Origin of the sequence: Propionivibrio dicarboxylicus (genome assembly GCF_900099695.1) — a bacterium.
GTDB classification, from domain to species: Bacteria; Pseudomonadota; Gammaproteobacteria; order Burkholderiales; family Rhodocyclaceae; genus Propionivibrio; species Propionivibrio dicarboxylicus.
In genome coordinates this window covers 1-14,544 of record NZ_FNCY01000030.1, presented here as the reverse complement: position 1 = coordinate 14,544, position 14,544 = coordinate 1, and the positions used below count along the sequence as shown (strand labels likewise).

General features: G+C 61.0%; 13 protein-coding genes. 4 read left to right on the top strand and 9 right to left on the bottom strand.

What is annotated here, in order from left to right; translation table 11 throughout:
* Nucleotides 1–4 precede the first annotated feature (4 nt).
* Nucleotides 5–1,483 (bottom strand): M48 family metalloprotease, encoded by a 1,479-nt coding sequence (locus tag BLR25_RS20340; protein WP_245715620.1) that lies wholly within the window; start codon nt 1,481–1,483, stop codon nt 5–7.
* A 152-nt stretch (nt 1,484–1,635) separates the two neighbouring features.
* Nucleotides 1,636–1,839, bottom strand: a complete 204-nt coding sequence (locus BLR25_RS20335) for a cold-shock protein (RefSeq protein WP_091940588.1) — start codon at nt 1,837–1,839, stop codon at nt 1,636–1,638.
* A gap of 223 nt (nt 1,840–2,062) precedes the next feature.
* Between BLR25_RS20335 and clpS the strand changes: the two genes are divergently transcribed.
* From clpS to BLR25_RS20320, 3 genes are read left to right on the top strand one after another with little or no spacing between them, the layout of a single operon-like run.
* Complete coding sequence (gene clpS / locus BLR25_RS20330) at nt 2,063–2,371, top strand: ATP-dependent Clp protease adapter ClpS (protein ID WP_091940586.1); 309 nt, start codon at nt 2,063–2,065, stop codon at nt 2,369–2,371.
* On the top strand, nt 2,372–4,636 hold the full coding sequence (gene clpA, locus BLR25_RS20325) for an ATP-dependent Clp protease ATP-binding subunit ClpA (RefSeq protein WP_091940584.1): 2,265 nt from the start codon (nt 2,372–2,374) through the stop codon (nt 4,634–4,636).
* 47 nt (nt 4,637–4,683) lie between these two features.
* Nucleotides 4,684–5,712, top strand: coding sequence for a threonine aldolase family protein (locus tag BLR25_RS20320; RefSeq protein ID WP_091940582.1), 1,029 nt, complete (start codon nt 4,684–4,686; stop codon nt 5,710–5,712).
* Between the two features lie 183 nt (nt 5,713–5,895).
* On the opposite strand, the gene BLR25_RS20315 is transcribed toward BLR25_RS20320, so the two are convergent.
* Nucleotides 5,896–7,779 carry a potassium transporter Kup gene (locus BLR25_RS20315; RefSeq protein ID WP_091940580.1) on the bottom strand — a complete coding sequence of 628 codons (1,884 nt, stop codon included), beginning with the start codon at nt 7,777–7,779 and terminating at the stop codon, nt 5,896–5,898.
* A 283-nt stretch (nt 7,780–8,062) separates the two neighbouring features.
* Here BLR25_RS20315 and BLR25_RS20310 point away from each other — a divergent pair, with 283 nt between their 5' ends.
* On the top strand, nt 8,063–10,030 hold the full coding sequence (locus BLR25_RS20310) for a fructose-1,6-bisphosphatase (RefSeq protein ID WP_091940578.1): 1,968 nt from the start codon (nt 8,063–8,065) through the stop codon (nt 10,028–10,030).
* Nucleotides 10,031–10,124: 94 nt separating this feature from the next.
* Here the strand turns inward: BLR25_RS20310 and kduD are convergent, their stop codons facing one another.
* The 6 genes from kduD to BLR25_RS20280 all read right to left on the bottom strand — a co-directional run.
* Nucleotides 10,125–10,895 carry a 2-dehydro-3-deoxy-D-gluconate 5-dehydrogenase KduD gene (gene kduD, locus BLR25_RS20305; RefSeq protein WP_091940576.1) on the bottom strand — a complete coding sequence of 257 codons (771 nt, stop codon included), beginning with the start codon at nt 10,893–10,895 and terminating at the stop codon, nt 10,125–10,127.
* Nucleotides 10,896–10,908: 13 nt separating this feature from the next.
* On the bottom strand, nt 10,909–11,745 hold the full coding sequence (gene kduI / locus BLR25_RS20300; RefSeq protein ID WP_091940574.1) for a 5-dehydro-4-deoxy-D-glucuronate isomerase: 837 nt from the start codon (nt 11,743–11,745) through the stop codon (nt 10,909–10,911).
* Nucleotides 11,746–11,759: 14 nt separating this feature from the next.
* Complete coding sequence (locus BLR25_RS20295) at nt 11,760–12,101, bottom strand: cupin domain-containing protein (protein ID WP_091940572.1); 342 nt, start codon at nt 12,099–12,101, stop codon at nt 11,760–11,762.
* Nucleotides 12,102–12,294: 193 nt separating this feature from the next.
* Nucleotides 12,295–13,071, bottom strand: coding sequence for an IclR family transcriptional regulator (locus BLR25_RS20290; RefSeq protein WP_091940570.1), 777 nt, complete (start codon nt 13,069–13,071; stop codon nt 12,295–12,297).
* 88 nt (nt 13,072–13,159) lie between these two features.
* Nucleotides 13,160–14,149 (bottom strand): TRAP transporter substrate-binding protein, encoded by a 990-nt coding sequence (locus BLR25_RS20285; protein ID WP_091938660.1) that lies wholly within the window; start codon nt 14,147–14,149, stop codon nt 13,160–13,162.
* 47 nt (nt 14,150–14,196) lie between these two features.
* On the bottom strand, nt 14,197–14,544 hold a 348-nt coding region (locus BLR25_RS20280), incomplete at its 5' end, for a TRAP transporter large permease subunit (RefSeq protein ID WP_143009881.1).

Here is a 14,544-nt window from a genome sequence, read left to right as displayed (position 1 = left end):
ACGACTACCAGCCGCTCTTTTTCTGCTTGGCTTCGTCGGCCTGCAGCGCGCGCAGTTCGCGCAAGCGGGCGTCGACGGCAGATTGTTCATAAAAATTCCCGTCGGCCGCCTGCTGGGCGAACTGTAACTGCTCGACCGCCGCACCAAGCTGGCCGCGCAAGACATAGGTCTCCGCCTGGGCCCGATGCTGTTGCAGGCGCTTGCCCAGCGCCGCGTAGGTCTTGGCCTGCAGCGCGTAGAGCGTGGCATCGGCAAAACTGAACTGCACCTGCGACTCCAGGAAGGACAGTACCTGGTCGAACTGGCGCGCGGCGTACAAGGCCTCGGCATAGCCATAGACGAGCGACTTGGCGCCGGGAAAGCGCTGCAAGGCCTCGCGATAGATCGCCACGGCGCCGGGCGCATCGTTCTGCGCGAGACGGATTTCTCCCGCCAGCCCGGCAATCAGCGGCGAACTGAGCTTGAGCGCGTGCAGCGCATCCATTTCGCGCTGGGCCGCGGCGTAATTCTTGGCGCGCATCTGTGCTTCAGCCAGTCCGTAACGGGCGGCGGCGGCCGAAACGTATTTTTTCTCGCGAACCAGCGTCTCGAAGTCGGCTACCGCCTCACGCGGTGTGCCGTTGAACGCCCGCAGCTTGGCACGGACGAGATAGAAATCGAGCGAACTGACGACCTGGCGGTACGGCGATTCCTGCGACCGGTTCTGCATATCCGACAGACGCTCGAGCGTCAGTGGGTGCGACCGCAGATAGACCGGCGCGTTGTTCTCGTAAAGCCGGCTCGCCGTCTGCAGACGCGAGAAGAAATCGCCCATCCCGCGCACGTCGAAACCGGCCTTGTCCAGCGTCTGATACCCCATCCGGTCGGCTTCGCGCTCGAAATCCCGCGTGTAGGCCAATTGCGCCTGAACGGCACCTGCCGATCCCGCCATCATCGTGCCCATGGCCGCCGACGAATTCGAACGCGCCAAGAGGATGCCGACGGCCATCGCCACCATCGACGGGATCGTGTTCTGCTTCTGCTTGGCGATCTGCCGCGCCAGGTGGTTCTGGGTGACGTGGGCAATTTCGTGCGCCATGACGGCCGACAGTTCCGACTCGGTCTGCGCGGTGAGCATCGTCCCGGTATTGACGCCGATAAAACCGCCGAACATGGCGAAGGCATTGACCGAATTGTCGCGGATGGCGAAGAAATGGAAATCGCCGGTCGGATTCGCACTCGACTCGACGAGGCGGCGCCCAATCCGGCCGAGATAATCGTTGACCTCAGGATCGTCGATGTAGCTCGGCTCGCGCTGCCGGATCTCGTTCATGATGCTCTCGCCGATCTTGCGCTCCATCTGCGGCGAGAGTTCCGCGCGCGCAGCCTCGCCAAGTTCGGGCAATTCATCGGCAAGACAACCGCCAGCGAAGGCTGCGGCGATCAGAACGAAGGCGTTCCGGCGGGCAAATCGGCCGAAACGATGAAGGAGGGACAGATTCAAGATGGTCACGCCCCGTCGAAAAATGAAGACGAAACCGCCATGATACCGGAGCCGGGCGGCTTGCGCGGAATCGGCACCGCGCTCCGGCGCCCGGTCACGGCGTACAGGCAAAAAAAAACCCGCCGTAGCGGGTTTTTTCGCAGCACCTGAGATCAGGCACGTGCGATATTCGAAGCTTGCTTACCCTTGGGACCCTGAGTCACATCGAAGCTGACCTTCTCGCCCTCTTTGAGGGTCTTGAATCCGTTCATGGTGATCGCCGAGAAATGGGCGAAGAGATCTTCGCTGCCATCGTCCGGCGTAATGAAACCAAAGCCCTTGGCGTCATTGAACCACTTCACTGTACCTGTTGCCATATTGCTACTTCCTTGAAAAAAGACTGGATCCGGGCATCGCCCGACTTTCATGTTTGGAATTCAACAACTGCCTGAATCAAAACATTCAGTCTTTTTACGCTAGATATAACCGATGCGTCAAGCATTTTAGGCAGGCCCGAAACGGAATTTGTGGCATATCGCGCAAAAAGCGCTTTCAAACGTCGCGTTTTGCGCAAAACGGGACTCTGGTTACAATGAGTTCATGGCAAAACAGCATCAAACAGGCACAACACTCGAGGCACAGCGGACGCGACTGGCACCGCCGCCGCTCTATACCGTCTTGCTGCTCAACGACGACTTCACGCCAATGGATTTCGTCATCCATGTGCTGCAGAAGTTTTTTTCCATGAACCGCGAACGCGCCACGCAAATCATGCTCAAAGTTCATGTGGAAGGACAAGGCATCTGCGGGGTGTACCCGCGCGACGTAGCCGCCACCAAGGTCGAACAGGTGACGAACTACGCCCGGGAAAACCAGCATCCGCTGGCCTGCGTCATGGAGGAGAATTGAATGATTGCGCAAGAACTTGAAGTCAGCCTGCACATGGCCTTTGTCGAAGCCCGGCAGAAGCGCCATGAATTCATCACGGTCGAGCACCTGTTGCTGGCGCTCCTCGACAACCCGTCGGCCGCCGAAGCGCTGCGCGCCTGTGGTGGCAATATCGAACAACTGCGCCGCGACCTCAACAAGTTCATCGGTGAGCACACGCCCCGCATCGAAGGCGAGGACGAAATCGACACGCAGCCGACGCTCGGCTTCCAACGCGTGATCCAGCGTGCCATCCTGCACGTCCAGTCCTCCGGCAAGAAGGAAGTGAACGGCGCCAACGTGCTCGTCGCAATCTTCGGCGAGAAGGATTCGCACGCCGTCTATTACCTGCAAAAGCAAGGCATCACCCGCCTCGACGTCGTCAATTTCATCTCGCATGGCGTCAGCAAGGTGCAACCGAATGCCCCGCGCGCCGAACCGGAAGGCGAAACGGAAGCCGAAGGCCAGCAGAACGCGGCGGGCCCGCTCGAAAGCTACACCATCAACCTCAACGCGCTGGCGCTGCAAGGCAAGATCGACCCGCTGATCGGACGCGATCAGGAACTCGAACGCGTCATCCAGACCCTCTGCCGCCGTCGCAAGAACAATCCGCTACTGGTCGGCGAAGCCGGCGTCGGCAAGACCGCGATCGCCGAAGGACTGGCCCGCAAGATCGTCGAAAACGACGTGCCGGAAATCCTCGCCCAAGCCAACGTCTATGCGCTCGACATGGGCGCCCTGCTGGCCGGGACGAAATACCGGGGCGACTTCGAACAACGCCTGAAGGCGGTGCTCAAGCAACTCGGCGAAAATCCCAACGCCATTCTCTTCATCGACGAGATCCACACACTGATCGGCGCGGGTTCCGCTTCGGGCGGCACGATGGATGCGTCCAATCTGCTCAAGCCGGCGCTGTCGAGCGGACTGATCAAGTGCATCGGCGCGACCACCTACAACGAGTACCGCGGCATTTTCGAAAAGGATCACGCCCTCTCGCGGCGCTTCCAGAAAATCGACGTCAACGAACCGTCGAGCGCCGATACCATCGACATCCTCAAGGGACTGAAGTCGCGCTTCGAATCGCACCACGGCATCAAGTATTCGGCGGCGGCGCTGACCTCGGCCGTCGATCTGTCGGTGCGCTTCATTACCGACCGGCATTTGCCGGACAAGGCCATCGACGTCATCGACGAGGCCGGCGCGGCGCAGCGGATTCTGCCCAAGTCCAAGCAGAAGAAACTGATCGGCAAGCAGGATATCGAGGAAATCGTCGCCAAGATCGCGCGCGTGCCCTCGACCCAGGTTTCGTCCGACGACCGTAGCGCCCTGAAGAACCTAGATCGCGATCTCAAGGCTGTCGTCTTCGGCCAGGACGTCGCCATCGACGCGCTGGCCAAAGCCATCAAGATGGCGCGCTCGGGCCTCGGCACGCCGGGCAAGCCGATCGGCAGTTTCCTCTTCTCCGGCCCGACCGGCGTCGGCAAGACCGAAGTTGCCAAGCAGCTCGCTTATTGCCTCGGCGTCGAACTGCTGCGCTTCGACATGTCCGAATACATGGAGCGTCATGCCGTTTCGCGCCTGATCGGCGCGCCCCCCGGCTATGTCGGATTCGACCAGGGCGGCCAGCTGACCGAAGCCGTCACCAAGAAGCCCTACTGTGTGCTGCTGCTCGACGAAATCGAGAAAGCGCATCCGGACATCTACAGCATCCTGCTGCAAGTCATGGATCACGGCACACTGACCGACAACAACGGACGCAAGGCCGATTTCCGCAACGTCATCATCATCATGACGACCAACGCCGGGCAGGAATCGCTGCAAAAGGCGACGATGGGCTTCACCAGCGCACGCGCCGTCGGTGACGAAATGGTCGATATCAAGCGCATCTTCTCGCCCGAGTTCCGCAACCGGCTCGACGCGATCATCTCGTTCAAGCCGCTCGACCATGACATCATCCTGCGCGTCGTGGACAAGTTCCTGATGCAACTCGAAGAGCAGCTGCATGAGAAAAAGGTCGAGGTGGCCTTTACCGATACACTCAAGGATCACCTGGCGACCAAGGGCTTCGATCCCTTGATGGGCGCCCGGCCGATGTCGCGGCTGATCCAGGATGTCATCCGGGCGGCGCTGGCCGACGAGTTGCTGTTTGGACGGCTCGTCAATGGCGGCCACGTCACGGTCGACATCGGTCCCGACGACAAGATCCGCCTGAGCTACGCGAGCGAAAAGGACCCGGTAGTAGCCTGAACGGCACAGGAGTGCGAAAATAGGCGGTTTTCTCGCCAGGAAAACCCATGCAGCATTTTGCCAGCGACAACTACGCCGGAATCTGCCCGGAAGCGCTTCAGGCCTTGATCGAAGCCAACGTCGGCCACGCACCGGCGTACGGCGACGACGAGTGGACAAGCCGCGTCTCCGACCGCTTGCGCGAACTTTTCGCCACTGACTGCGACGTCTATTTCGCCTTCAACGGCACCGCCGCCAACTCGCTCGCGCTCGCCGCGCTCTGCCAGAGCTATCACAGCGTCATCTGCCACGAAGTGGCTCACGTCGAGACCGACGAATGCGGCGGTCCCGAGTTTTTCTCGAATGGATCGAAGCTCCTGACTGCCGGTGGTGACAACGGCAAGCTCACGCCCGAGAGCGTGCTCGAAGTTATCGAGCGACGCAACGACATCCACTACCCGAAGCCCAAGGTCGTCACCCTGACGCAATCGACCGAAGTCGGCACCGTCTACCGGCCTGACGAAGTCGCGGCGATCGCCGACATGGCGCACCGTCACGGCCTCAACGTCCACATGGACGGCGCGCGCTTCTCCAACGCGGTCGCCTCGCTCGGCGTCGCGCCGGCGGATATCACCTGGCGCGCCGGCGTTCAGGTGCTTTGCTTCGGCGGCACGAAAATGGGCCTGCCGGTCGGTGAAGCCATCGTCTTCTTCGACCGCGACCTGTCGGAAGACTTCGCGCGGCGTTGCAAGCAGGCCGGACAACTCGCCTCGAAAATGCGTTTTCTCTCGGCGCCCTGGCTTGGCATCCTCGACAACGACACCTGGGTCAGGCACGCGCGCAATGCCAACGCCATGGCTCGCCGACTGGCCGACGGTCTCGCGAAGATTCCCGGCACGGCATTGATGTTCCCGGTCGAGTCGAACAGTGTCTTCGTCAATCTGACGCCGGCAATGATCGAAGGCCTGCGTCAGCGCGGTTGGCGCTTCTACACCTTCATCGGTGCCGGTGGCGCGCGCTTCATGTGCGCCTGGGACACCACCGAGGAAAGCGTCGACGCCCTGCTCGCCGACCTGCGCGCGCTCGCCAGCAGCTAAGCGGCCACTACGTCCGGCGCCGGCTGCGGCGCCGGGCGCTTTTTCGGGATGCGAAGGACAAACACCGGCGCCTTGACGCCCGGATCGCCCCGCCCGCATCGCGATCCTGCTGCAGCGGCGCCTGGGACAAGCACGTAAGGCCAGCGCCCGGGCGCGCCGACCAGGCGCCGCGCCCCGCGATTCCTAAAGCACGACCTGCGTCCCGAGTTCGACGACGCGGTTGCTCGGGATCTTGTAGAAGCTCGTGGCACTGCTCGAATTGCGGAACAGGAAGATGAACAGCTTTTCGCGCCAGTACGCCATCTCCGACCCGATCCTCGGCACCAGCGTCGCCCGACCGAGGAAGAACGATGTCGACATCATGTCGATGACGAGTTCCTGTTCCGCGCACAGTGCCAGTGCTTGCGGGATGTTCGGATCGTCCTTGAAACCGTACTGCACGTTCAACCGGTAGAAATTGCCCTTGAGTTTCTGGATATCGACGCGATCGATCTCCGGCACATACGGCACGTCGAAGACCTCGACCGAAACCACCAGTACGCGCTCATGCAGCACCTTGTTATGCATCAGGTTGTGCAGCATCGAATTGGGCACGCGATCGTTGCGCGAGGTCAGGAAGACCGCTGTCCCCTCGACGCGGACCGGTTCCGAGATCAGCAGCGCATCGATGAACATGTCGAGTTCGATCGCCTCGCCGCTAGTGCGCGAACTGAGCAGCTGCCCGCCGCGTTTCCAGGTGCTCATCAGTACGAAGACCAGCGAACCGATCATCAACGGGAACCAGCCGCCGTCGGGAATCTTGAGAATATTGGCATAGAGGAAGGTCAGCTCGATGACGAGGAAGCAGGAGAACAGCGCCACTGCCCGTCCCCAGCCCCAGCCCCAGCCACGCGCGGCAACGACGATGGCGAGCGTCGAGGTGATCACCATGTCGCCGGTCACGGCAATACCGTAGGCCCCGGCCAGGTTGTTGGTCGACTGGAAGCCAAGCACGAGCACGACGACGGCCAGGAACAAACCCCAGTTGACGCCGGGCAGATAGATCTGCCCCTGCTCCTTCTCGGAGGTGAACTTGACGTCGAAGCGCGGCACAAAGCCGAGCTGCATGGCCTGCCGGGTCACCGAGAACGCCCCCGAGATGACGGCCTGCGAAGCGATCACCGTGGCCGCGGTCGACAAGACGACGAGTGGCAGCAAGGCCCAGTCCGGCGCCAGATGATAGAAAGGATTGGAGGCACTGTCGGGGTCGGCGAGCAGCAGCGCGCCCTGGCCGAAATAATTGAGGATCAGGGACGGGATGACGAAACTGAACCAGGCCTGGCGGATCGGCCGCGAACCGAAGTGTCCCATGTCGGCATACAGCGCCTCGGCCCCGGTAATCGAGAGCACGACCGCCCCCATGGCAACGATCGCCAGCCCCGGATTGGCGAACAGGAAACGCAGGCCATAAAGCGGATTGAGCGCATACAGGACTTGCGGATTGGACGACAGGCTGACGACACCGAGCGTCGCCAGTGTGCCGAACCAAAGCAGCATCACCGGACCGAACAAGGCACCGACCGAAGCCGTCCCGCGTCGCTGGAAGAAGAAGAGCGCAAACAGCACGAGCAGGGTCATCGGAATGACATACGGCCGGAATGCCGGCGTCGCCACATCGAGACCCTCCAGCGCCGAAAGCACCGAGATGGCCGGCGTTACCATGCCGTCACCATAGAACATGCCGGCGCCGAGCAAGCCGACCAGCATGATCGCGCGTTCGCGTTTTGGATTGCCCTTGGCATCATGCAGGGCCAGTGCGATCAGGGCCATGATGCCGCCTTCGCCACGGTTGTCTGCGCGCATGATGAAGACGACATACTTGATCGAGACGATGACGATCAGCGCCCAGACGATCAGCGAGAGAATGCCAAGCACGTTATCCGGCGTCAGCGGAATCGGATGGTTGCCGGAAAACACCTCTTTCATCGTGTACAGCGGGCTTGTGCCGATATCGCCATACACCACCCCCAGTGCCGCCAATGCCAGTGCCGCCTGCTGGGCCTTGCTCTGCTCGCCACCCTGATGCATCGTTTCCCCTCTTCGTTTGCCTCCGGACGTCGCCGGCAGCCGTCTTTCTTCTTTTAAGCGCCGAACATTCCGGCGCGGGCGCCGGAACCCGTTTCCGCTGAACTCTCCGGCACTCTTCCGGTCGATATTGTCCTCGATAAAGGGGATTGCCGCAAACCGCTGTAATCGGCGACGCCCCTGTGGCAATCCGCAGAGGAATTGACGCCGTCGCGGACAGCCCCGATACTTTTCACGACATTTTGACCCGACGCGTCATTCACGCGTCATCACGAAGGCCACGATTATGCAAAAGTACCCCCTGAACTACCTTTCGCTGCTCTCCGAAAAGCACCCCTCGATCGAGGCGGCCTCGACGGCCATCATCAACCTCACCGCGCAGCTGCAACTTCCCAAGGGTACCGAGCACTTCCTCTCCGACATTCACGGCGAGCACGAAGCCTTCCAGCATGTCATTCGCAACGGCGCCGGCTCGATCTGGCGCAAGATCGACGAAATGTTCGCCAACTCGATGTCGAAACGCGAACGCCGAAACCTCACGACACTGATCTACTATCCCGAGGACAAGACACCGCTGATGCTGCAAAGCGTGTCCGACAAGGACGAATGGTGCCGGCTCACGCTGGTGCGGCTCGTCAAGTTCTGTCGTACGCTGAGCGCCAAGTACCGCCGCGAGTCGGTGCGCGCCCTGCTGCCCAGGCACCTGGCCGAAACGGTCGAGGAGCTTCTTTACGATCAGGAAGGCGTCGAACACAAATCGGCCTACTACCAGAGCCAGATCGACACCATCGTCTCGACCGGCAGCTCGCAGACCTTCATCACCTGTCTCGCCACGCTCATCCAGCAACTGGCCGTCGAGCGCCTGCACATCATCGGCGACATCTACGACCGCGGCCCCGGCGCCCACATCATCCTCGACGAATTGATGGATCACCACCAGGTGGACATCCAGTGGGGCAACCACGACATCCTGTGGATGGGCGCCGCCGCTGGCTGCGAGCCCTGCATCGCCAACGTCGTCCGCATCAGCCTGCGTTACGGCAACATGGAGACGCTCGAAAACGGCTATGGCATCAGCCTGCTGCCGCTCGCCTCGTTTGCGCTCGAGACCTACAAGGAAGACCCCTGCGAGCCCTTCACACCGAAAGTCGCCGCCAACAGCCTGTTCAGCACCCAGGAGATTCGCCTGATGGCGCAGATGCAAAAGGCCATGGCGGTGATCCAGTTCAAGCTCGAAAGCCAGGTCATCCGGCGGCGGCCGCAGTACCAGATGGAAGACCGCCTGCTGCTGCGCAAGATCGACTATGCCCGTGGCGTCATCACCCTCGACGGCGTCGAATATCCGCTCATCGACACTTTCTTCCCGACCATCGACCCGGCCAATCCGGAAGCGCTGTCCGCCGAGGAACAGGCGATCGTCGACAAACTGATCCTCTCCTTCACCAGCAGCCAGAAACTACAACAGCATATCCGCTTCCTGTTCTCGATCGGCAGCCTCTACCGCATCCACGACGGCAACCTGCTTTACCACGGTTGCATCGCGATGAACGACGACGGCAGCTTCCGCGCTTTCAACGTCGACGGCAAATCCTTTGCCGGCAAGGCCTTCCTCGATCGCGTCGATCGCCTGGCCCGGCAAGGCTATTTCGACACCGACCACCCGGAGCAGAAGCGCTATGGCATGGATGCCATGTGGTTCCTCTGGTGCGCGCCGATGTCGCCGCTGTTCGGCAAGGACCGGATGACCACCTTCGAACGCTACTTCATCGCCGACAAGGCGACGCACCTGGAAAAGCGCAACGCCTATTACACGTTGCGCGACACCGAGGAATCGGCGCGCAAGATCCTGCAGGAATTCCGGCTCGACCCCAACCATGGCATCATCATCAACGGCCACGTCCCGGTGAAAGTGACGAAGGGCGAGCGCCCGATCAAGGCCAACGGGCGCCTGATGGTCATCGACGGCGGCTTCTCGCGCGCCTACCAGAAGCAGACCGGCATCGCCGGCTACACGCTCATCTCCAATTCGCGCGGCATGCTGCTGGCGGCCCACCAGCCCTTCGAATCGAAGCAGGCGGCGGTTTCGGAAGAGTTCGACATCGACAGCGAAACCGAAATCGTGCACACCCACCCGTTCAGACTGCGGGTCCGTGACACCGACCGCGGCATCGAAATCCAGGAAAAGATCGACGCACTCAAGGCCCTGCTGCACGCCTATCGCGAAGGCCTGATCAAGGAGCACGCGCTCGCCTGACGACGCCCGGACCGCGCCATAAAAAAAGCGGCCCCGTCAGGGACCGCTTTTTTTCGCCCGGCCGGAACGAAAACCGCCCGGCCAGTCTCGTGAATCAGCGTGCCAGCCAGCCACCGTCCACGGCGATGGTATAGCCGTTCACATAGTCAGCCGCTTTAGACGCCAGGAAGACGACAGCACCGCCGAGATCCTCGGGCAAGCCCCAGCGCCCGGCCGGAATACGGCCGAGGATTTCGTTGCTGCGCGCCTCGTCGGCCCGCAACTGCGCCGTGTTGTCGGTCGCCATGTAGCCCGGAGCGATGGCATTGACATTGACGCCGTGCTTGGCCCACTCGTTGGCCATCAGCATGGTGATGCCCTTGACGCCGCTCTTCGATGCCGTGTAGGACGGCACCCGGATACCGCCCTGGAAGGACAGCATCGAGGCAACGTTGACGATCTTGCCGCCGGTGCCCTGCTTGATGAACTGACGGGCAACGCCCTGACACATGAAGAACACCGTCTTGAGATTGATGTTCATGACATCATCCCATTCCTTCTCGGTGAAATCGATCGAGTCGTTACGCATGATGATACCGGCATTGTTCACCAGGATATCGACATGACCGAAGGCTTCGACGGCGGTCTTGACGACCTGTTCGACCGGCTCGATGCTGAGCAGGTTGGCCTGGATGTGCAGGTACTTGCGCCCGGTCGCCTCGACGGCGGCCTGCGTTTCTGCGGCGTCCGGCGTATAGGTAACGCCGACGATGTCGGCACCGGCCTGCGCCAGCGCCACGGCCATGCCGCGCCCGAGGCCGCGCTCGGACCCGGTGACGATGGCCACTTTCCCTTCCAGCTTGAATGCGTCGAGAATTCCACTCATTTTTCCGTGCTCCTTATTTGAGGTCGTTGGGGCCGAGGCCGTCCATGTCGTCGAAGGTCTGGTTTTCACCGGCCATCGCCCAGATGAACGAGTACGGACCGGAAGCAACGCCGGAGTGGATCGACCACGACGGCGAAATCACGGCCTGTTCGTTGGCCATGACGATGTGGCGGGTTTCCTGCGGTTGGCCGTGCAGGTGGAACACCCGTGTTTCGGGCGCCATGCCGAAATAGAGATAGACCTCCATGCGACGCTCGTGCGTGTGCGGCGGGAAGGTGTTCCAGACGCTGCCCGGCTCGAGCACGGTGACGCCCATCACCAACTGGCAGCTCTTGCAGACGGCCGGGTGAACGTATTGATAGATGGTGCGCACGTTGCAGGTCTCGGGCGAGCCGAGTTTGCGCGGATTGGCCTTCTCGCGGCTGATATGCACGGTCGGGTAAGTCGCGTGCGCGGGGCTGCTGACGAGATAGAACTTCGCCGGCGCCGCCGCGTCGTCGCTCTCGAACGCCACGGTCGTTTTGCCCATGCCGACATAGAGACCTTCGCCATTGGCCAGCGCCAGCGTTTCACCGTCGACGATGACGCGACCGCTGCCGCCGAGGTTCACGACGCCAAGCTCGCGCCGATCGAGGAAGTTCGGCGTGCCAAACTCCTTGCCGCCTTCGAGCGACAAGGTCTGCGAGGTCGGAACGGCACCGCCGAAAACGACGCGATCGACGTGCGTATAGGTCAGCCGAAGCTCCCCGGTGACAAAAACCTGCTCGACGAGAAAATGACGACGCAATGTCTCCGTGTCATATTTCTTCATGTCCTCGGGATGATGCGAATAACGGATATCGAGTTTCATGCAACCTCCAAAAACTAAGCCTTGAGAAAGTCTTCACGCTGCGGCGTGAAGATGTCGAGCAATCGCCCTTCGACGACACAGGTTGCCCCATGCAGCACCGAGGACTTGATGAAAACGGAATCGCCGGCACGCAGCGTCGTGGACTCGCCCTCGACGGTGAAGACGAACTCGCCTTCGAGGCAATAGCAGACCTGCTCATGCACGTGGCGATGCTCATAGCCGATCGCCCCGGCCTTGAAAAACACTTCGACGGCCATCAACCCGCCACCGTGGGCACGAATCTTCCGGCTGACCTTGCCGGGCTCGATTTCCTCGAGTTCCAGCGCACTATCGGGAAAGAAAACAGCTTCACTCATCGCAACATTCCAATCAAAACAACATTTTCGACAACCACTTCAGCGTGCGTCCGGTCACTTGGCAGCATTGCAGACCTGATGACGACACCCACGGAAGACCCGGAAAAATAGGTCAAATGGCCTGACCAATCACTTTACACGAAGCCCGCGCTTTCATCAAGAAAAAAGGGCTTCGAAAACAACACACAACCCGCTATCGGCGCTGTCGCATCGCGGCGACGAAACCGAGTCGCCGTGAAATTGTCGCCCCCACTTGCATCAGTGCTTCGACCACCTGCTGGCGCTCTTCGTTCAGCCGTTTGATCGGCCCCGACACACTGATCGCGGCGATGACGTTGCCGGTGTAGTTGTAGATCGGCACCGCCAGGCAGAACAACCCGTACTCGACCCCCTCGTCGTCGACGGCATAGCCGTTGGCGCGAATGGTCGCGAATTCCTCGTAGAGCTTGACCCGGTCGACAATCGTTTTCTCGGTCAGGCGCGTCAGTTTCCGTTCGAACACCCGGTCGGTCTCCTCGATCGACAGGTTCGCCAGGATCACCTTGCCCAAGGCTGTGCAATAGGCCGGACGACGGCTGCCCAGATGCGCCGTCGTCTGGATCGAGCCGGTCCCCTCCGCCTTGTAGAGATAAACGACATCGCCGTCGTTGTAGACGGCAAGAAACGAGGTTTCGCCCACCGACATCGACAATTCCTGCAAATACGGAATCGAGACATCGACAACGTCCTGCCCGATCAATCCGGAGAGTCCGATTTCCAGCGCCTTGACGCCGATGTAATACCGCTCGTTTTCCTTGTTCCAGGTGACATACTCACGCCCGGCCAGAATCTCGAGCACCCGGAACGCCGTGGTCTTCGGCATACCGACGATCTTGACGATTTCCGCGAGCGACAAGCCTTTGGCATTCTGCGCCACCGCCTCGAGCACGTTCAGGGTTTTATCGACACTCGAATTGACTTTTTCACTCATGACAAACGTCTATATACCGAAAAACCGTGTTGCCGGTACCGCGCCCCCGGCAACACGGAAAAGGCGCGCACAGCGCGCCGCATAAGCCTTACTTGACGTCGCGGACGGCGTCGATGGCCTTGATCACGTCTTCACCGCCGAACTTGTCGGTGAAGGTCTTGCGGCCCGCCTTCGTCGCTTCCAGGAACGGCGCCGGATCAACCTTCTCCACCACCGCAACGTTCAGCTTCTTCAGGTCCGCAACGATCTTCGCGATGTTCTCGTTGTTCAGCTTGCGCTGGTAGGCGCCCGCTTCACGCGCCGCTTCGACGATCGCCTTCTGGTTCGCCGGCGACAGCGATTCGAACTTCTGCTTGTTCATCACCACCACCAGCGCGCTGTACGCGTGATACGTCAGCGACAGATGCTTCTGAACTTCGTACAGCTTCGCCGACCACAGCACCCCGATCGGGTGTTCCTGCGCGTCAACCGTCTTCATTTCCAGCGCCGTGTACAGTTCCGCCAAAGGCATCGGCACCGGGTTCGCGCCCAGAAGCTTGAACGCTTCGATGTGCGCCGGGCTGCCCGTCGTCCGCATCTTCAGACCCTTCACGTCCGCCGGTACGTTGATCGGGTGCTTCGAGTTGCTCATCTGACGCCAGCCGTTATCCCAGTACGCCAGACCCTTCATGTTGAATTCAGCCAGCTTGTCCAGCATGTCCTGGCCCGGCTTGCCGTCCAGCACACGGTACGCGTGCGCCGTGTCCTTGAACATGAACGGGATGTCGAAGATCCCCATTTGCGGCACCAGCCCGCTGTAGTTGCCCGAGCCCGACACGATGATGTCGATCGTCCCGCCGCGAACACCGCTGATCGCCGCGTCAAACTTGCCCAGCGAGCTGTCCGGATACACCTTCAGTTCCAGCGCGCCCTTCGTCTTCGCCTTCAGCAGTTCGCTGAATTTCTCGCCGCCCTGGAATTGCGTGTCCGAACGCGGCGCTTCCGATGCAAAGCGCAGCGTCTCCGCTTGCGCCGAAGCGAACATCCCCGCCAGCGCGCCCGCCATCAGCAACGTCTTGAACATGCCCTTGATTTTCATTCCGTTTCTCCTCGTTTGATTGAACGACTTACACCTTGCTACTTCGCTTAGTAGAACCACCGTGCCGGGATCGTCACCAGTTGCGGGAACGCCACCAGCAGGAACATCACCAGCGTCTCCGCCACCAGGAACGGGAACATCCCCTTGATCACCGTATCCAGATTCACCCGCGCAACGCTCGAGACCACGTTCAGCACCGTTCCCACCGGCGGCGTGATCAGCCCGATCGCGTTGTTCATCATGAACATGATCCCGAAGTAGTACGGGTCGATCCCCGCCGCCTTCACCAACGGCATCAGCACCGGCGTCAGAATCAGCACCGTCGGCGCCAGGTCCAGCGCCGTCCCCACCGCAAAGACCAGAATCATCAGAATGATCATCAGCAGCAGACGGTT